Genomic DNA, 18391 nt, shown 5'->3' with positions numbered 1-18391 from the left:
GCGTTCCGCCGGGCGAGTCGCCGGGCTTGCGGTGAGGTCCGCCGAAGGTTCTGCCGCGGGGCGTCATTGCGAGAGAGGCCGCTTGGTCACGGCCGCGATCCGGGTGGCGGCCTTGTCGAGTGCGGTCTTGGGGTCGTCGCCGTCCAGCAGCGTGCCGGAGACGGCCTTCTTCAGTATCTCCTGAGCCTGGGCGTCGTCCCCGGTCAGCTCGATCGGCGGGATGTTCCGCACCTCGTCGGCGAACAGGCGGTTGACCTGCTGCCCTCCGAAGTACGGCTGCGGCTGGTCGAAGAGCGGATCGGTCAGCGCGGGCAGGTAGGCGGGGAACAGGGCCTCGGTCCTCATCATGGAGACCTGGTTGTCCTTGCGGGTGAGCAGCCATTCGATGAATGCCCAGGCGGCGTCATGGTTCTTCGTCTGCGAGGTGATGGCCAGTGCCGAGCCCCCGTTGGAGGAGGTACGGATGCCGTTGGGGTTGAAGGCGGGCAGCGGGACGACCCCGAACCTGCCCGACAGTTCGGGCATCTCCCCGGTCAGTGTCCCGCTCCACCAGACGGCGGTCGGCTGGGTGGCGACCCTGCCCTCCTTGGTCGCGGTGACCAGGCCGTTCCAGCCCTTCTCGTTCTGCAGCAGGTCCTTGTCCCTGAGGGTCTTGAGCAGGGTCAGCGCCCTGACCGCTGCGGGGCTGTTCACCGCGACCTTGCCGTCCTTGAAGTAGCCCTGGCCGAGCTGCTGGAGCAGGATGGTGAACGTGCCGGCGGTCGTGAAGTCGGAGACGAACAGCCGCTTCCCGGTGGCCCGCTTGATCTTCTCGCCCGCCCTGACCGCGTCGTCCCAGGTGACGATGGACCCGGGGTCGACTCCCGCCTGCTGGAAGTAGTCGCGGCGGTAATACAGCGCCACCGGGGCGGAGTCCCACGGCAGCGCGAACAGAGCCTTGCCCGAGGAGGCGGCGGCCCATTTGGCCCGGTCGAAGTCGGCCTTGTATTTGCCCGCGACGCCGCTCAGGTCCACCAGGCCGTTGGGGAAGTTCTCGGCGTACCCGGGGATGTGGTCGTCCTCCAGGGTGATCACATCGGGCAGCCCGGAGCCGGACTCAAGGCCCATCGTGATCTTTTTGTAGGCGTTGTCATAACCGATGTCCACCACCTGGACCTTCACCTCGGGGTGGACTTTCTCGAACTGGGGGGCCAGGCGCCGTATCGCCTCCGCCGCGACGTCCCACGACCAGATCGTGATCTCCCCGGATAACCTGGTGCCCGGATTCTGCGTGGGTTCCGGCGTGTCCTTCGTGGGGGCGCCCCCGGTGGCGCAGCCGCTCATCGTGAGCACGCCGGCGGTCATGATCCCGGCGATGACGTGGATTCTCTTCACATGCTGCTCCTCGACGAACGGTGCTGCATTACGCTGTGAATACTGAATTTTGAATACAGTAGACGTAATACCGGATTTGTACCGGACCGTTCCTTCACGGATTTTTGTCGGCGGGGTTGGCTAGCGTTCGGACCGTGATCGAACGGTGGAACCGGGATCAGGTGCTCGCGCTCGCGCCCGACGCCTCATCCCAGAAAGCGGCCCAAGGAGTGTCCTCACCGGGCAAGTGGTCGGGGACCGGAGTCACGGATGATGCGGTGTGGGGCGACTGCCGGGGCAGCGGGTCCAAGCCCTACCGGGCATGTGTGGACCTGTCCGAGCCCGCCTACCGATGCAGTTGTCCGAGCCGGAAGTTTCCGTGCAAGCACGCCCTCGGCCTGCTGCTGCTGTGGTCGGCCGACGGTGTTCCGGCCGCCGACGAGCCTGCGGACTGGGTGGCCGAGTGGCTCGACCAGCGGCGCGATCGCGCCGCCAAGGCCGCGGCCCGTCCGGCCGCTCAGGCGGATTCGGGCTCTGCCATCGACACTAGCCGGGCCGCGCAGCGCGAGCAACGCGTGGCCACCGGCCTGTCGGAGCTGGAGCGCTGGCTCGCCGACCAGATCAGGCAGGGCATCGCCGGATCCCGGAGTCACGATCACTGGGACGGCCTCGCCAAACGCCTGATCGACGCCCAGGCCCCGGGCGTCGCGGGCACCGTCTCCCGGCTGAGCGCCGTCCTGGCCACCGAAGACTGGCCCGCCCGTCTCCTGAGCGAATACGCCCTGCTGCACCTGCTGTCGGTGGCCCACCGCCGCCTGTCCGCGCCCTCCGCCCCGGCGGAACAGGAGCCCGCGGACGGCCCGGACCGCCAGGCGGGATCGGAGACGCCACATCCGTCCGGCGCCGAGCTCCTGCGGAGGGTCCGCGAGAGGGTCGGCTTCCCGGTCACGAAAGAGGAGGTCCTCGCGGGGAAGACGGTCCGCGACATGTGGGACGTGCTCGGACGCCGTGACGAGGAGCACGACCGGCTGGTCGCGCGCCGGGTCTGGCTCCGCGGCAGGAAAACGGGCCGGGCGGCGCTCGTGCTTTCCTTCGCCCCCGTCGGCCAGGCTCTCGACGCCTCGCTCGTCACCGGCACGACCCTGGACGCCGACCTGGCGTTCTATCCCGGCTCATCCCCGTTCCGCGCCCTGGTCGCCACCCGCCACGACAGCGTTCCCGCAGGCCCCGCGCCCGGATCCACCGTGGAGGAGGCTCTGGATGAGGTGGCCGGGGCCCTGGCGGGCGATCCCTGGCTGGACTCCTGGCCCGTCGTGCTCGACTCGGTGACTCCCGCCAAGAACGGCTCCTGGCTGCTGGCCGGCCTCGGCGGGGGACTCACGCTGCACCCGTCCGCCGGCACCCCCTGGCGGCTGATCGCGACCTCCGGCGGCCACCCGCTGACCGTCGCCGCCGAATGGACCCCGAGAGGCCTGCGGCCCCTCACGACCTGGGACGAGGAAGGCCGGGTGATCGTGCTGTGAACACCTCGACCGAATGGGAGGACCTGGTCTCCGCCGCGCTCGTCGGTACCGACCGCCGCCCTCTTTCCGGCGACTCCGCCGCCGAGATCGAGCTTCTCGAGCGCGCCGCCGTCCACACGATCCGGATGCGAGCCGGCGGGAAGCCCGCCGGGGGCGAGCCGCTGGGCGCCGCCCCGCCCGAAGACCAGCCCGAGGTCTCGCGCGCCGCGGGCGACCGGCTCGCCCGGATCCTCGGCGGCGAGCGGCCGAGGCTGCTCGCCGAATGGCTGGAGACCGCGGCCGGGCGCGGCTACCGGATCTCGCCGCACCTGCTGCCCGAGCTTCTCGACCAGGCGGCCAGGGACCGGTCGATCCGGCCGCACCTCGGCGTCCTCGCCGGGAACCGGGGTCGCTGGCTCGCCGGGCTCAATCCGGACTGGAGCTTCCTCCTGGAGGAGATCACCGCGGTCGCCGTGAACGGATCCGACGACGCCCCGGAGGTCTGGGAGCTCGGGACCTCCGGAGACCGCCGCGCCTACCTGGGCGCGCTGCGGGCGGCCGACCCGGCGGAGGCCAGGAAACTGCTCGCGACGACCTGGGAGAAAGAGGCCCCCGACGACCGGGTGGCGTTCCTGGAGGTTCTCGCCGACCGGCTCTCGCCGGACGACGAGCCGTTCCTGGAGGCCGCGCTCGACGACCGGCGCCGGGAGGTCCGCCACCAGGCCGCCGACCTGCTCACCCGGCTGCCGGACTCGCGCCTGGCCCTGCGGATGGCCGAGCGGGTGGCCGGCCGTTTCACCGTCGAGGGCGGGAAGATCCAGGTCACCCCGCCCGTCGCCTGCGACGCCGCGATGGAACGCGACGGCATCCGGGCCAAGCCTCCCCGGGGAACCGGTGAGAAAAGCTGGTGGCTCCAGCAGATCGTGGCACGCACTCCGCTCGGTGTCTGGACCCGGTTGCTCGGCCGTTCGCCCCGCGAGCTCGTCCGCATGAAAGTCGTCGACTGGGGGCGGGAGGTCATGGCGGGGTGGATCAGGGCGACCGTGCTCCAGGGCGATCCGGAGTGGGCCCGGGAGCTGTTCGCCTGGGACCCGCTCGCCGATCTGCTGGCCTCGCTGCCCCGCGCCGAGCAGGAGAGCGTCGCGGCCGACTTCGTCCGGCGCCACGGCCTGGACGGCCAGCTGATCATGGTTCTCGGCGGCGCCTCGGCGCCCTGGGGGCCCGGCCTGGCCCAGGCCGTGCTGGAGAAGATCCTCGCCGTTTCGGGCACCCAGCCCTGGAACCTCGGCGAGCTGACCAAGCTCGCCGGTGAGCGCATCGACCCCGCCCTGTACGGCGTGGCCGAGCGGCTCTCGCTCGAACCGCCCATCCAGGAGGTCGCCGCCCTCCTGCGTTTCCGTAACGACATGTTGAAGGAGCTTTCGTGACAACGGTTCTGCGGGCCCATGCCGAAGACCAGTACGCCGAGGAGCTGGCGATCCTTGCGAAGGACGACGACCGGGTCCGGCCGCCCGGCTGGAAGCTGTCCCCCTGGGCGGTGACCACCTACATCCTGGGAGACGGTGACCGGGTCACCCCGAAATACATCGGGCCCCGGCGCATCGTGGAAGTGGCCGTGGCGACCCTCGCCACCGACCGCGCCCTGCTGCTGCTCGGTGTGCCCGGAACCGCCAAGACCTGGTTGTCGGAGCACCTGGCCGCCGCGATCAGCGGCGACTCCACCCTGCTCGTGCAGGGTACGGCGGGCACCGCCGAGGAGGCCATCCGCTACGGCTGGAACTACGCCCGCCTGCTGGCCGAGGGCCCGTCCAGGGAGGCGCTCACCCCCAGCCCGGTGATGCGCGCGATGGCCGAGGGACGGATCGCCCGGGTGGAGGAGCTGACCCGCATGCCCTCCGATGTCCAGGACGCGCTGATCACGGTGCTGTCGGAGAAGACGCTGCCGATCCCCGAGCTCAACGAGGAGGTCCAGGCTTCGCGCGGTTTCAACGTCATCGCCACCGCCAACGACCGCGACCGGGGCGTCAACGACCTGTCCAGCGCGCTGCGCCGCAGGTTCAACACGGTCGTGCTGCCGGTTCCCGCCACCGCCGAGGAGGAGGTGGACATCGTCTCCCGCCGCGTCGACCAGCTCGGCCGCTCCCTGGAGCTGCCCGAGACCATGACCGGGCTGGAGGAGATCCGCCGTGTCGTCACGGTCTTCCGTGAGCTGCGCACCGGTGTCACCGAAGACGGCCGCACCAAGGTCAAGTCTCCCAGCGGCACCCTCAGCACCGCCGAGGCCATCTCCGTCATCACCAACGGCATCGCGCTGGCCGCCCACTTCGGTGACGGCGTGCTCCGCCCCTCCGACGTGGCCGCCGGGATCGCCGGCGCCGTGGTTCAGGACCCGGTCTCCGACCGGGTCGTCTGGCGGGAATATCTGGAGACCGTCGTCCGCGAGCGCCAGGACTGGCGCGACTTCTACCGGGCCTGCCGTGACGCGGGCTGAGGCGCGGGCCGCCGAGATGAGGCCGTTCCGTCCGGCGGCACCGGGTGCCGCCCGGCGTGACCCGTTCCCAGCCGCGCGGATGGGCGCCCCGGTGGCCGGAGGGTGCCCATGAGTGTCTCCGTGCTGGGGATCCGGCACCACGGGCCAGGGTCGGCGCGTTCCCTGAGAGACGAGCTGGAACGGCTCAAGCCGGACATCGTGCTCATCGAGGGTCCGCCCGAGGCCGACAGCCTGGTCGAGCTGGCCGAGGAGCCCGATCTCGAACCGCCGGTGGCGCTGCTGGCCCATGTGCCGGGAGAGCCGTCCAAGGCCGCCTTCTGGCCGTTCGCGGTGTTCTCCCCCGAGTGGCAGGCGATCCGCTACGCCGTGGAGGTGGGCGTCCCGGTCCGTTTCTGCGATCTGCCCGCGGTCCACAGCCTCGCCGCCGGGCGCGACGAGCCGGAGGAGGCCGGGGTGCCCGCCGTACGATCCGATCCGATCGGGACGCTCGCTCACGCCGCCGGATACGACGATCCGGAGCGCTGGTGGGAGGACGTGGTCGAGCACCGGGGGGACACGCCGTTCCAGGTGATCGCCGAGGCGATGGCGGCGGTCCGTGAGGGACATGTCGCCGACGAGTATGAATCCCGGCGTGAGGCGTTCATGCGGCGCACGATCCGCAGGGCGGTCAAGGACGGGTTCGAACGGGTCGCCGTCGTCTGCGGCGCCTGGCACGTGCCCGCGCTGGCCGGGCCGTCCCGGGAGGGCGAGGCCTGGGGTGCCGGGCTGCCCACGGTGAAGGCCGACGACGCGCTGCTCAAGGGGCTGCCCAAGGTCAAGGTCGAGATGACCTGGGTGCCGTGGACGTACGGGCGGCTGGCCGCCTGGAGCGGATACGGCGCGGGGGTGACGTCGCCGGGCTGGTACCACCACCTGTTCGTCTCGCCCGATCGCCCGGTGGAACGGTGGCTGACGGCGGCCGCGGGGGTGCTGCGCGACGAGGACCTGCCGGTTTCCTCCGCGCACGTCATCGAGGCGGTACGGCTCGCGCAGAGCCTGGCCGTGCTCAGGGGGCGTCCGCTGGCGGGTCTGGAGGAGGCCACCGAGGCGGTCAGAGCCGTACTGTGCGAGGGCGACGACCTGCCGGTGGAGCTGATCCAGCGGCGCATGGTCGTGGGAGACAGGTTTGGCCACGTCCCCGACGCGACCCCGATGGTCCCCCTCCAGCGTCACCTTCGCGAGGAGCAGCGCCGGCTGAAGCTCAAACCCGAGGCGCTGGACCGCGAGCACGATCTCGACCTGCGCAAGCCCCTCGATCTGGAGCGCAGCAGGTTGCTGCACCGGCTGCGGCTGCTCGGAATCGGCTGGGGCACTCCTCAGGAGAGCCGGAGCAAGGGCACCTTCCGAGAGTCGTGGACGCTCGCCTGGCGTCCCGAGTTCGACATCGACCTGATCGAGGCGAGCGCCTGGGGCACCACCGTCCCCGCCGCGGCCACCGCCCGCGTCCGCGATCTCGCGGACGGAGCACGGCCGACCGGCTCGGCCACGCCGCAGGGAGCCTCCGGCCAGACGGCGGCCGGGCCGGGGTCCGGGATGCCGGGTGGCGGGCCGGGCGCCGCGTCCGCCGGGGTCTCGCTGGCCGGCCTCACCGGGCTGGTCGAGCGGTGCCTGCTGGCGGATCTGCCGGACGCGCTGCCGTACGTGCTCGACTCGCTGTCGGCGCGGGCCGCGCTCGACAGCGACGTCACACACCTGATGGCCGCGCTTCCCGCGATGGTCCGCGCCCAGCGCTACGGCGACGTGCGGGGCACCCCCGCCACCGGGCTGGCCGCCATCGTCGACGCCCTGCTCACCAGGATTTGCGTCGGGCTGGGCGGAGCGGTCACCGGGCTGGACGACGACGCCGCCCGCGACCTGCTGCGCCACATCGACGGGGTGCAGGCCGCCGTGGCGCTGCTCGACGGGGGCACCGGGGAGGAAACGCCCCAGGCGCGGTGGCTGAGCACGCTGCGCGGCGTGTCGGGCCGCTCCGACGTGCACGGCCTGATCGAGGGGCGGCTCACCAGGATCCTGCTGGACGCCGGAGACCTCGACTCCGGGCAGGTCGGCCCGCGGATGTCGCGGGCGATGTCGGCCGGGCACCCCCCGGCCCGGGCGGCGGCCTGGATCGAGGGATTCCTGTCGGGCGGCGGGCTGCTGCTCGTCCACGACGCCCGGCTGCTCGCACTGGTCGACGAGTGGCTCACCGGGCTCGCCCCGGAGACGTTCGTGGACGTGCTGCCCCTGCTGCGCCGGACGTTCGGTGCCTTCGCCGCGCCCGAGCGGCGCTCGATCGGTTCGCGGGTCCGCTCGCTCGCGACCGGAACGACCTCCGGAGCGGAAGGCGCGGCGCAGCTCGACGACGAGCGCGCGGCGGCGGCCGTGCGGACCGTGCTGATGATTCTGGGAAAGACGGAGGGCCAGTGATGGACGAGAGGCTGCGCCGCTGGCGGCTGGTGCTCGGCGGGGACGCCGACGGCACCGGGTGCGCACTCGGCGGAACCGACGCCCAGATGGACGGTGCCCTCGCCGCGCTCTACAACAGCGGGGGCACGGGCGAGAGCGAGCGGAGCGGCGGGCTCGGCGCCTCCGCGCCCAGGGTGGCGCGCTGGCTGGGCGACATCCGCTCCTACTTTCCCTCGACCGTCGTCCAGGTCATGCAGAAGGACGCCGTCGAGCGGCTGAACCTGACCCGGCTGCTGCTGGAGCCGGAGATGCTGGAAGCGGTCGAGCCGGACGTTCACATGGTCGGCACGCTCCTGTCGCTCAACCGGGTGATGCCCGAAAAGGCGCGTGAGTCGGCCCGCGCGCTGGTCCGCAAGGTCGTCTCGGAGCTGGAACGGCGGCTCACGCAGAAGACGAAGGCGGCCGTGACGGGGGCGCTGGACCGGTCGGCACGGACCCACCGGCCCAAACGGGTCGCCGACATCGACTGGGACCGCACGATCCGGGCCAACCTGAAGAACTACCTGCCCGAGCGGAACACCGTGGTGCCGTCAAGGCTGGTCGGGTACGGCAGGCGGCAACGGGCGGTTCAGCGCGAGGTCGTGCTCTGCATCGACCAGAGCGGGTCGATGGCCGCCTCCGTCGTCTATTCGAGCGTCTTCGGCGCGGTCCTCGCCTCGATGCGCTCGCTCAAGACGTCGCTGGTGGTCTTCGACACCGCGGTCGTCGATCTCACCGACCAGCTCCACGACCCGGTGGAGCTGCTGTTCGGCACCCAGCTCGGCGGCGGCACCGACATCAACCGCGCCATCGCCTACAGCCAGGGCCTCATCACCCGGCCCACCGACTCGATCTTCATCCTGATCAGCGACCTCTACGAGGGCGGAGTCCGGGAGGAGATGCTCCGCAGGGTCGCCCAGATGACCGCGGCCGGAGTCCAGGTGATCGTGCTGCTCGCGCTGTCGGATGAGGGCGCGCCCTTCTACGACCGCGACAACGCCGCCGCACTCGCCGCCATGGGGGTGCCCGCCTTCGCCTGCACGCCCGATGCCTTCCCCGGCCTGATGGCCGCCGCGATCGAGCGCCGCGACATCGGGCAGTGGGCCGAGCGGGAACTGGAGCGCACGGCCACCTGACCGGCGTCGTGGCGAGGACGGCACGGCGGCCCGTCCCCGCCACGAGGCCAACGCGACTCGGCGCGCCGTTCATACCGCGGTTTTCGTTTGCCTTCCAACTCATAGACAAGATCGCCTGTAAGGGAGCAAGATCGAGAGCGGGGGAGGGGCTCCGGCCGGTAGCGCGCCGCGGGCTCCTCCGGGAGTTCATGCGCGGCCGGGCCCTCGCGGATGCCCCGTGGCGCCGAGGACGCCCCGCCGGAGGGCACACGCCCGCCGAAGCCACGTGGCGGCACCCGACAGGAGGCACGAGAGATGTTGAAGGTGATCGGCGCGGGGTTCCCGCGCACGGGGACGACCTCGCTCAAGGCGGCCCTGGAACGGCTGGGGTTCGGCCCCTGCCATCACATGTTCGAAGTGCTGACACGCCCCGAGCAGGTCGACCGGTGGCTTCCTGTCGCCACCGGCGAACCCGCTGACTGGGACCAGATGTTCGACGGTTACCGGTCGGCGGTGGACTGGCCGGCCAGCTACTTCTGGCAGAGGCTGGCGGAGGCCTACCCCGACGCCAAGGTCATCCTCACGGTCCGCGACCCTCACCGCTGGTATGCCAGTTTCCAGACCCTGATCTCCCGCACCCAGGGCCAGAACCCACCGAACCCCGGCGGGCGCTCACCGGAGGAACTGCCCGAGGCGTTGCGCGCCATCATGCGCTTCCAGCCGGCGCTGGAGGCGATGGGGAAGTCCACCTTCGGAGCGGACTGGCGCTTCGGACAGGACCCGCTCGACGAGGAGCACGCCGTCCAGGTCTTTCGCCGGCACGTGGCCACCGTCCAGGACAGCCTGCCCGCCGATCGCCTGCTCGTCTTCGAGGTCGGTCAGGGCTGGGGGCCGCTGTGCGACTTCCTCGGTGTCGAACCCCCGGCGGACGAGCCTTTCCCGCACCTCAACGACTCCGAGTCGATGCGGCGCAACATCGCGCGGATGATGGCCGGGGAAGAGATGATCTCGCCCTTCGGCTCTGCCCCCTGATGTTCTGAAACCACCGTCTTGATCCGCCCGGCAGGTCTCCCCGCCAGGTGGATCAAGGCGTGACGGCCGTCAGCCGCTGGAGTGACTCGCGCAGGGCCGGGCCTATCGGGCGCGGTTTGCGCGTGGCGGGGTCCAGGAGAACCTGGACGCGGCGGCCCTCGGCGTGCACGACGTCGTGGCCGGGCGACAGCAGGCGGAAGCCGTACACCAGGCTGCTCGTGCCGAGGTGCTCCACCCAGAAGTGCACCGCGGCCTCGCCCACATCGCTGATCGGCACGTGGTAGGTGATGGAGAACTCGCGGACCATGAAGAAGATCTCGGCGAAGTGCGGCTGGGCGGGGTTGAAGATCCAGCCGTGCTCGGCCCAGTAGCCCGACAGCGCCCGCTCCAGCAGCAGGACGTAGCGGGCGTTGTGCACGACGCCCATGGCGTCGAGGTCGTCGAAGTGGACCTGGACGGGCTGGATGTGCCCGATTCGCAGGGCGGTGGTCATGTCAGGCCTCCGGGAGGATGCTGGGGTCGGTCGCGAGGGCGCGGAGCCGGTCGAGGACCGCGCGGCGGGAGTAGGCGTAGGCGCGCTCACGGTGGAGCAGGTGCGTGAGGATCACCACGGCCTTGCCCAGCGCCTCGATCTCGAAGGCGAGCTGTCCGGTGTCCGTGCCGGGTCGCAGATCCCCGGCCTCGACGGCCCGTTCGACGAGCCCGGTCAGCAGGTCCATCCAGGCGCGGCCGGCGGCGGCGATCGCGTCGTGCACCGGCCCCGGCCGGTCGTCGAACTCGCCGTCCACCGCGTTGAAGAAGCAGCTGCCGGGGAGTTGGCCGCCGCCGTAGAAGGCCAGGCGATTCTCGTGCAGTGCCCACAGCCTGCGCAGGCCCCGGGGCTCGCGGAGGGCCGGCCTGACGATCTGGTCGACCCACTGCTGCCGGGCGTGCTCCACTATCGCGAGCTGGAGCGTTTGTTTGTCAGGCCAATGTGCAAAAAGTCCGGATTTGCTGACGTTAAGAGTCTGGCTGATGCGGGCGAGTGACAGGCCTTCGAGTCCCTCGACCGAGGCCAGCCGGACGGCGCTGTCGAGCACCGCCTGGCGGGTCCGCTCTCCACGCTGGAGCCGTCCGTCGATCACGTCGTCACCATAGCAAAGAATATGACCGACCGGTCGGAAATATTTCTCCGCGAGATGGGGAGCCGGGCCGTCCGCCGGTAGAGGTCGCGGTGCTGTCAGCCGCAAACCGGCTTGAATGTGACGAAAGTGAAACGTGGGATAGTAACGGTCATGAGTGATCAGGGGGCCGCGGCGGCTCAGGAGCATGAGCGGCGTGTGAGCTGGCTGGAGTTGTTCTTCGACCTCGTCGTCGTCGCGGCGATCGCTCAGCTCGCCCACCGGCTGGTGGACATCCACGACGTGTGGGCCGTCGCCGCGTATGCCGCGCTGTACTACGCCATATGGAGCGTGTGGACGGCGTTCACCCTCTACGCCAACGTCTCCGCCGAACGGACCCGGCAGCGGTTGATGCTGGTCGCCATGTTCGGGATCGCGGTGATGGCCGCCGCGGTCCCGAGCGCGGCCGGTGGGCATGGCGCCCACCACGACCACACCGACGTGTTCATCATCGCGTACGTCCTCTGCCGGGTGCTGGCCGCTCAGACCTGGCAGCGAACGGGAAAGATCATGGGTGACTGGCCCGCCGTGCAACTGGGGGCGGGCATGACCCCCTGGATCGCCTCCATCTGGGTGGAGCCCCCGGCTCGTTACTACCTGTGGGCGGCGGGCATCGTGCTCGACATCGTCTCCTCGATCGTGCACAGCCACAATCCCGACAAGCTGGTGGCGGTGGTGCGGGCGAGGATGGAACAGGGGCTGAACCGCCGCACCCGGCGAGGAGGCAGGCCGATTCCCTACTCGCTGCCCTCCGCCGCCGAGCTTGACGCCGGTCACCTTCAGGAGCGGCTGGGCCTGTTCGTGATCATCGTGCTGGGTGAGGCCGCCCTGCAGGTGGTGAGCGCGGCCTCGAAGGCCGAGTGGACGTACGAACTGGGCGCCGCGGCCGTGGCGGGCTTCGCCCTGCTCGTGGGCCTGTGGTGGCTCAGCGTACGGTTCGACGTCAACGGTCTCCTGCTGGCGGCGCCCGGTACCCCGCCCGCGCGGGTGATGCTGCCTCTTCACTTCACCGGGACCGCCAGCATCACCGCTGTCGCCGCCGGGCTCGGGGCCGTCGCGAGCGAGCCGGACGGAAGGCTGGGGGCGGGCACGCTCTGGGTGCTCTGCGGCGGCCTCGCTGTCCACCTTCTGTCTTCCTCCGCCGTCGTGATGACGGTGAAGGCTCCGCCGCACTGGCTGCTGGGGTGGGTCCTGCCCTGCGTCGCCGTCCCGGTGCTGCTGGGGGCTTTCGGCGCGGGGCTGCCCGCGTGGTCGATCTCCGTGGCGCTGGTCGCCGTCGTCGGCTGGTACGTCTCCTATCCCCGCGTCAAACGGCTGAGGGCCTGACGCCCGCCGGCCGAAGGCCGCGTTCAGGACTGGGTGGCTTTCTCCGGCTCCTCGGGCCGGGCGCGGAGCGGGAGCAGGAAGGCGGTGAGGAAGGTGGCGGCGAGCATCCCCACCGTGATCCAGATCGTCAGCCGCATCGTCTCGTCGAACCTCCAGTGCCGCTCCAGCAGGCCGAAGAAGATCGTGCCGATCGCGGCCGTTCCCAGCGCGCTGCCGAGCTGCTGGACGGCCGTGAGGGTGCCGCTGGCCGTGCCGGACTCGTGGGGTTCCACCGCCGCCAGCACGATGTCGAAGAACGGAGCCATGATCAGGCTCATCCCGGCGCCGGTGACGACCAGGGCGGGGGCGAGTTGCCACGGGGTGACGCCCATGCCTGCCAGGTCCAGGGTGACGCCTACCCCGATGACGCCCGCCATCATGATGATCGCGCCGATGTGGATCAGCTTGCGACCCGCCTTCTGGGCCAGTCCGGAGGCGTTGACGGCGATGAACCCCACGAGGGTGCCGACGGCGTTCGGCAGACCGGCGAGACCGGCCTTCAGCGGGTCGTAGCCCAGGGCGATCTGGGTGTAGAGGCCGAACACCAGTGAGAAGCCGACCATTCCGGAGAAGAAGACGACGCCGGTGAGCAGGCCGCCGCTGAAGGCGCGCTTGCGGAGCAGGCTCATCACGACCAGGGGGTCGCCGCCCGCGCGCTCCTTGCGGGACTGGTGGCGGCCGAAGAGGACGAAGAGCACGATCGAGGCGGCCATCGAGGCGAAGGTCCAGGCGGGCCAGCCGAGGTCGCGGCCCTGGACCAGCGGGAAGATCAGCAGGAACAAGGCGGCCGACACGAGTCCCACTCCCGTCAGGTCCAATCGTGCGGCGTGCGACGGCCTGGACTCGGGCAGGTAGGAGATCGCGCCTATGAGGGCGAGCAGGCCGATCGGCAGGTTGATCAGGAAGATCATGCGCCAGCCGGTGCCGAAGAGGTCGGCGTCGACGAGCCAGCCCCCGAGGACCGGCCCGGCGACCGTGGACAGGGCCATGACCGGGCCGAAAGCGCCCATCGCCGCGGCCATCTCCTGCGGCGGGAACATCTCCTTGATCATTCCGAGGCCCTGGGGGATCATCGCCGCGCCGAACAGGCCCTGCAGCACCCGCGCGCCGATGAGCATCTCGGGGGAGAGGGCCAGCCCGCACAGCAGCGAGCTCGCGGTGAATCCGAGGACGCCGATCGCGAACATGCGCTTGCGGCCGTAGAGGTCGCCGAGACGGCCGCCGGTGACGAGGCCGACGGCCATGGCCATGGTGTATCCGGCGCCAAGCCACTGGATCATGCTCGACGAGCCGCCCAGGTCGGTCTGGATGGACGGTGCGGCGATGGTGGTGATCATCGCGTCGAGCAGGTCCATCACCTCGGCGGCGAGGATGACGAAGAGCGCGATCCAGCGCCGGCGGTACGGCGTGGCGGTGGTGGGTCCGGTGTCGATCGTGTGGGTCATCGGAGGGCTCCGGTCTGGGAGGTCAGTTGACGAACGCTGTTCGTTTTGTGTGAACACTGTTTTATGGACGAACACTGTTCGTGTCAAGTACAGGGTTCGTTATTAGTACGGTGTTCGCGAACGCGGTTCGTCGCGGTATACGATCGGCGCATGACCGACATCCCGGCTCCTCCGTGGCGCAAGGCACGCAGGGCGAACGCCCCGCGAACCGTCCTGAGCAGGGATCTCATCGTCGCCACCGGCCTGCGGATCATCGACTCCGAAGGGCTGGACGCGCTGAGCATGCGGCGGGTGGCCCAGGAGCTCGGCACCGGCCCCGCCTCGCTCTACGCCCACGTGGAGAACAAGGAGGAGCTGCTCGACCTGATCTACGACGAGGTCATGGGTGAGATCCGGGTGCCCGATCCCGATCCGGAACGCTGGCTGGAGCAGCTCAGAGAGCTGATCATGGATGAGTTCCGGGTGTTCCGCGCCCATGCCGACATCGCCAAGGTCGGCCTCGCCACGGTCCCGACCGGGCCCAACGCGCTGCGGATAGGCGAGGGGCAGCTGGCCATCATGCTCGCCGGTGGGGTGCCCCCCAAGGTCGCCGGCCTGATGGTCGACCGCCTCGGTCTCTACGTCTCCTCCGACGCCTACGAGGGTTCGCTCTACATCACCAGGCAGCGAGCCAGCGGCAAGGACCTGGAGAGTTTCATGGGGGAGTTCTTCGGCCAGGTCGAGGAGTTCTATCGCGGCTTGCCCACCGACCGCTTCCCCAACCTCGTCGCCCAGATCGACAACCTCATGAACCCCGGAGGCGTGGAGCGGTTCGAGTTCGGCCTCGACCTGATCCTGCGCGGCCTGGCCTCCTGCGTCGAAGAGGCGACGGGTCCTACGACCAAGGGCTGACCTGCGAGGCCGATGTCCGGTGCCGGGTGATGACCGTATTGTCTGATCATGTCTACTGCAACGGCTTTTGTATCCCCTGCACCCGCCGTAGGAATATTCGCCGATCGATTCCGCGCCCTCACGATCGGCATGGTGGCGCTCATCTCCTTGGTCGCCTACGAATATCTGGCAGTGGCGACGGCCATGCCGGTCGTGGCGGACAAACTGGACGGGCACGCGCTGTACGGGCTGGCGTTCAGCGGGGCGCTGGCGGCCGGGGTGATCGCGACGGTGCTGAGCGGGAGATGGAGCGACGTCAAGGGACCGATCCCGCCGCTCTGGGCGGGCGTGGCGATCTTCGCCGCCGGGCTGCTGGTGGCCGGGACGGCCTCGACGATGGACGTGTTCATCGCGGGCCGGTTCGTCCAGGGCTTCGGCGGAGGCGTCTTCCAGGTCTCGATGTACGTGCTGGTCTCACGGGTCTACCCGGCCGAGCTTCATCCCCGCGTGTTCTCGATCTTCGCCACCGCCTGGGTGGTGCCCTCCATGGTGGGCCCGGCCATCACCGGCTTCGTGGTGGAAGAGGCGAGCTGGCGCATGGTCTTCATCGGCGTGATGATCCTCCTTCTCCCGGCCGCGCTGCTGCTCTGGCGTGGCCTGGCCGTCGCGCCGATGTCGGACCAGCCGCGGCTGGAGGCACGGCCTCCGATCCTGCGGCGGCTGGGCTGGGCGGCGCTGACCGCGATCGGCGCGGCGCTCATGCAGTACGGCGGCGCGGCCCGCGGCGCCGGGCTGATCCTGCTGCTCGCGGGCCTGGTCCTGCTGGCCATGTCGCTGCCCCGGCTGCTCCCCGCCGGCACCCTGCGCGCGGCCCGAGGCCTGCCCTCGGTGATCGCCCTGCGGGGGTTCGCGGCGGGCGCGGCCATCGGCGGCGAGGCGTTCCTGCCGCTGATGCTCAACCAGGAACGCGGCCTGTCGCTCACCATGGCCGGGCTCGCGCTGACCGGCGGCGCGCTGAGCTGGTCGTTCGGCTCGTGGGTCGTGGGCCGCAAGCGCTTCGACCGGGTCCTCGTCCTGCGCGCCGGCTCCCTGCTGGTCGCCTCGGGTCTCGCGCTGATGGGCCTGACCGCGTTCGCCGTGGTTCCGGTCGCCACCGCCTTCCTCGGTCAGATCGTCCTCGGGCTCGGCATGGGAATCGTGTACCCGACGTTGTCGGTGCTCGTCCTGGAGCTGTCGCGCCCGGGGGAGGAGGGAGAGAACAGCGCGTCGCTGGGCGTCGGAGAGTCGGTCTACACGGTCGTCTCGGCCGCGGTCACCGGCTCGCTCCTGGCGGCGCTGGGCCCTGCGACCCTCACCTACATGCTCTGCTTCGCGCTGACCGCGCTGCTGGCGGTCTCGGGGGCGCTGGTCGCGGCCAGGGTCAGAGCCTGACTACCGTGGCACCATGGGAAGAACGCCACCCTTCTCCGCGTTGAGGGGTGAGTCCCGCCTTCGGGCGGGATTCGCGTTTTCCCGAGCTTGAAGAGATCGAGGGGGGTTCATGCCACGCGTGCGTGAGCTTGAGGTGTTCAGGGTGGTCCTGCCGTACGGCAGGCGGCCGGAGAGCATCCTTGTCCGGCTCATCGATTACGGAGGCATGACCGGGTGGGGCGAGGTCGTCGATCCCGACCCCAAGACCTGGGCGTTGCTGGAAGAGGGGCTGGGGCAGGCGCTGATCGGCGTCGACTGGGAGCACCCCGACGAGCTGGGCGTCGTCCCCGGCGGGTCCGCCGCCGACATGGCCTGCTGGGACTTGTGGACCAGGATGCGCGGAGTCCCGCTCTCCCACGCGCTGGGCGGCAGCCGCACCTCGCTGACGGCCACCGTGAGGGTCGGCACCGAGCGTGACCTGGAGAGCCTGGTCGCGCGGGTGAACCGCCACGTCTGCGCCGGATACTCCCACATCACCATCGACGTCTACCCCGGCTGGGACATCGAGCCGCTGCGCGCCGTCCGTCAGGCCTATCCGGCCCTGGGCATCGGGGTTGACGCGCGCGGTGCCTACACCGACATCGCCGCTCTCGAGGCGCTGGACGCCTATACGCTCACCTCCATCGAACGCCCGTTCACCAACCTCACCGACCATGCCGACCTGCAAGAACGCGTCGCCGCCCCGGTCCTGCTCGAGGTGTCCTCGGTGGCCGAGCTGGACGAGGCGATCACCGTGAAGGCGGGCCGGGCGCTGCTGCTGCGTCCCGCCGCCCTGGGCTCGCTGCGTGAGGTACGGCGGGCGCACGACCGCGCCGTGGCGGCGGGATGGGAGATCGCCTGCGCCGGAGGCCAGGGCACCGGCCTGGCCCGGGCGGCCACGGTCGCCGCGGCCAGCCTGCCCGGCTGCGGCCTGCCCTGTGACGTGGCCGAGCCCCCGCGCAGCGCGCAGATGGTCATCCCGCCGGTCGGCGCCTCCGGCGGCGTCGTGGCGGTGCCGCTCACCCAGCCGGGTCTCGGCCACACCGTCGACGTGGCCCGGGTCCGCCGTCTCGCCAAGGACTCATACGCCATCTGAGCGCCTCCGGTGAGGTTTCCCGGCGGCGAGGCGACGGCCTGTTCTCCAGGTGCCGAGATCGTCCGCCGTGCGGGACACGGTCTCAGCGCCGCCGGGCGAAAGGACCGGCGATCTTACGGACGGTCTCGGCGGCGCCCCAGTCGTCGTGGCCGTGGGCGATGGTGGCCAGCAACTCCCGCAGGTGGAACAGCGGCATGCGGTCCTGCCAGCCGTCGGTCATGGGCGCCGTCTCGGCGTACACGGCGAAGAAGCGGTCGGAGGCGGGCGGGCGCGGTGTGCACCACAGCATGCTGAGGTCGACCTCGGCCCAGTTGTAGGAGACGGCCGGATCCACCAGCGCCGGGGCTCCGGCATGGTCGGACAGGATGTTCCCGCTCCACAGGTCGCCATGGGTCAGCACCGGGGGCCGGGGCGGCACCAGCTCGGGCAGGGCGGCGCACAGACGTTCCAGTGCCTGGCGGTCGCCGCGGTCGAATGCCGCCTCCACCGGCGGCTCGCCCAGCCAGCGCAGGACCCGGTGCCGCGCGAAGAAGGAGTACCCGTCCTCGTCCCAGGCGTTGTCCTGCCGGAGGTGGCCCAGCCAGCCGTCCCGGTGCCAGCCGAAGCGGTCACCGGCCGTCGTGGTGTGCAGGGCGGCGACCTTGTGGGCCAGGTCCTCCCAGAACCGCTCCTCGCCGTCACGGCGGGGCCGGAGCGGCTGGAGCACGAGGAGGTCGGACGTCACCGCCAGCACGTCGGGGGTGACGGCGCCGCCCGTCTCGCGAAGCGCGCGCAGGCCCTCGGCCTCGATCTCGAAGAGGTCGGAGCCGGGCCCGCGCAGCGTCTTGGCGAACACCCGGGAGCCGTCGCGCAGGGTCGCCATGCCCGCCACGGCCACCGTGCCACCGGTGGCCACGTGTGCGGACTCGGCGGCGAGCCCGGCGTCACGAAGCCGCCCCAGAAGAAGATCCATATCGACCACGGGGTCATGGAATCATGACATTTCCGAAAATAACCAGACTCTCCGTGAGGATCATGCGGAAAAGGGATTCGGATCGGCTCTCCACGGCG

General features: G+C 70.7%; 15 protein-coding genes. 10 read left to right on the top strand and 5 right to left on the bottom strand.

Annotated features, from left to right (window positions below; translation table 11 throughout):
• Positions 1-63: 63 nt before the first annotated feature.
• Complete coding sequence (locus tag ACFY2X_RS15755) at positions 64-1374, bottom strand: ABC transporter substrate-binding protein (RefSeq protein WP_389938411.1); 1311 nt, start codon at positions 1372-1374, stop codon at positions 64-66.
• A 134-nt stretch (positions 1375-1508) separates the two neighbouring features.
• Here ACFY2X_RS15755 and ACFY2X_RS15750 point away from each other — a divergent pair, with 134 nt between their 5' ends.
• The 6 genes from ACFY2X_RS15750 (at position 1509) to ACFY2X_RS15725 (ending at position 9956) form a co-directional block, all read left to right on the top strand.
• Entirely contained in the window at positions 1509-2876 is a 1368-nt protein-coding gene (locus ACFY2X_RS15750) for an SWIM zinc finger domain-containing protein (protein WP_389938408.1), read from the top strand.
• The gene (locus tag ACFY2X_RS15745; RefSeq protein WP_389938405.1) at positions 2873-4282 is read left to right on the top strand and encodes a DUF5691 domain-containing protein; all 1410 of its coding nucleotides are present in this window, start codon (positions 2873-2875) and stop codon (positions 4280-4282) included. Before ACFY2X_RS15750 ends, ACFY2X_RS15745 begins: the two co-directional genes overlap by 4 nt.
• A complete protein-coding gene (locus tag ACFY2X_RS15740; protein WP_389938402.1) occupies positions 4279-5346 on the top strand; it encodes an AAA family ATPase in 1068 nt (355 codons plus the stop codon). The genes ACFY2X_RS15745 and ACFY2X_RS15740 overlap by 4 nt, the downstream gene beginning before the upstream one ends.
• A gap of 108 nt (positions 5347-5454) precedes the next feature.
• Positions 5455-7791 (top strand): DUF5682 family protein, encoded by a 2337-nt coding sequence (locus tag ACFY2X_RS15735; protein ID WP_389938399.1) that lies wholly within the window; start codon positions 5455-5457, stop codon positions 7789-7791.
• Complete coding sequence (locus ACFY2X_RS15730; protein WP_389938396.1) at positions 7791-8945, top strand: VWA domain-containing protein; 1155 nt, start codon at positions 7791-7793, stop codon at positions 8943-8945. The genes ACFY2X_RS15735 and ACFY2X_RS15730 overlap by 1 nt, the downstream gene beginning before the upstream one ends.
• A gap of 294 nt (positions 8946-9239) precedes the next feature.
• Complete coding sequence (locus tag ACFY2X_RS15725) at positions 9240-9956, top strand: sulfotransferase family protein (protein ID WP_389938393.1); 717 nt, start codon at positions 9240-9242, stop codon at positions 9954-9956.
• Positions 9957-10008: 52 nt separating this feature from the next.
• On the opposite strand, the gene ACFY2X_RS15720 is transcribed toward ACFY2X_RS15725, so the two are convergent.
• Positions 10009-10449 carry an acyl-CoA thioesterase gene (locus ACFY2X_RS15720; protein ID WP_389938389.1) on the bottom strand — a complete coding sequence of 147 codons (441 nt, stop codon included), beginning with the start codon at positions 10447-10449 and terminating at the stop codon, positions 10009-10011.
• 1 nt (position 10450) lies between these two features.
• Positions 10451-11080, bottom strand: coding sequence for a TetR family transcriptional regulator C-terminal domain-containing protein (locus tag ACFY2X_RS15715; protein ID WP_389938387.1), 630 nt, complete (start codon positions 11078-11080; stop codon positions 10451-10453).
• Between the two features lie 150 nt (positions 11081-11230).
• Here ACFY2X_RS15715 and ACFY2X_RS15710 point away from each other — a divergent pair, with 150 nt between their 5' ends.
• Positions 11231-12442: a low temperature requirement protein A gene (locus ACFY2X_RS15710; protein ID WP_389938384.1), complete on the top strand. Its 1212-nt coding sequence runs from the start codon at positions 11231-11233 to the stop codon at positions 12440-12442.
• 23 nt (positions 12443-12465) lie between these two features.
• On the opposite strand, the gene ACFY2X_RS15705 is transcribed toward ACFY2X_RS15710, so the two are convergent.
• Positions 12466-13926, bottom strand: a complete 1461-nt coding sequence (locus ACFY2X_RS15705; protein ID WP_389938382.1) for an MFS transporter — start codon at positions 13924-13926, stop codon at positions 12466-12468.
• Between the two features lie 150 nt (positions 13927-14076).
• On the opposite strand from ACFY2X_RS15705, the gene ACFY2X_RS15700 reads away from it, so the two are divergent.
• The 3 genes from ACFY2X_RS15700 (at position 14077) to ACFY2X_RS15690 (ending at position 17341) form a co-directional block, all read left to right on the top strand.
• Positions 14077-14817, top strand: coding sequence for a TetR/AcrR family transcriptional regulator (locus ACFY2X_RS15700; protein WP_389938379.1), 741 nt, complete (start codon positions 14077-14079; stop codon positions 14815-14817).
• 129 nt (positions 14818-14946) lie between these two features.
• Positions 14947-16227, top strand: coding sequence for an MFS transporter (locus ACFY2X_RS15695; RefSeq protein ID WP_389938553.1), 1281 nt, complete (start codon positions 14947-14949; stop codon positions 16225-16227).
• Between the two features lie 109 nt (positions 16228-16336).
• Positions 16337-17341: an enolase C-terminal domain-like protein gene (locus ACFY2X_RS15690; protein WP_389938377.1), complete on the top strand. Its 1005-nt coding sequence runs from the start codon at positions 16337-16339 to the stop codon at positions 17339-17341.
• 82 nt (positions 17342-17423) lie between these two features.
• Here the strand turns inward: ACFY2X_RS15690 and ACFY2X_RS15685 are convergent, their stop codons facing one another.
• Positions 17424-18293, bottom strand: coding sequence for a fructosamine kinase family protein (locus ACFY2X_RS15685; protein ID WP_389938374.1), 870 nt, complete (start codon positions 18291-18293; stop codon positions 17424-17426).
• Between the last annotated feature and the right edge of the window lie 98 nt (positions 18294-18391).

The sequence above is a fragment of the Streptosporangium sp. NPDC000396 genome (assembly GCF_042898655.1).
Classification (GTDB): domain Bacteria; phylum Actinomycetota; class Actinomycetes; order Streptosporangiales; family Streptosporangiaceae; genus Streptosporangium.
This window is presented reverse-complemented; position numbering and strand designations above follow the sequence as displayed.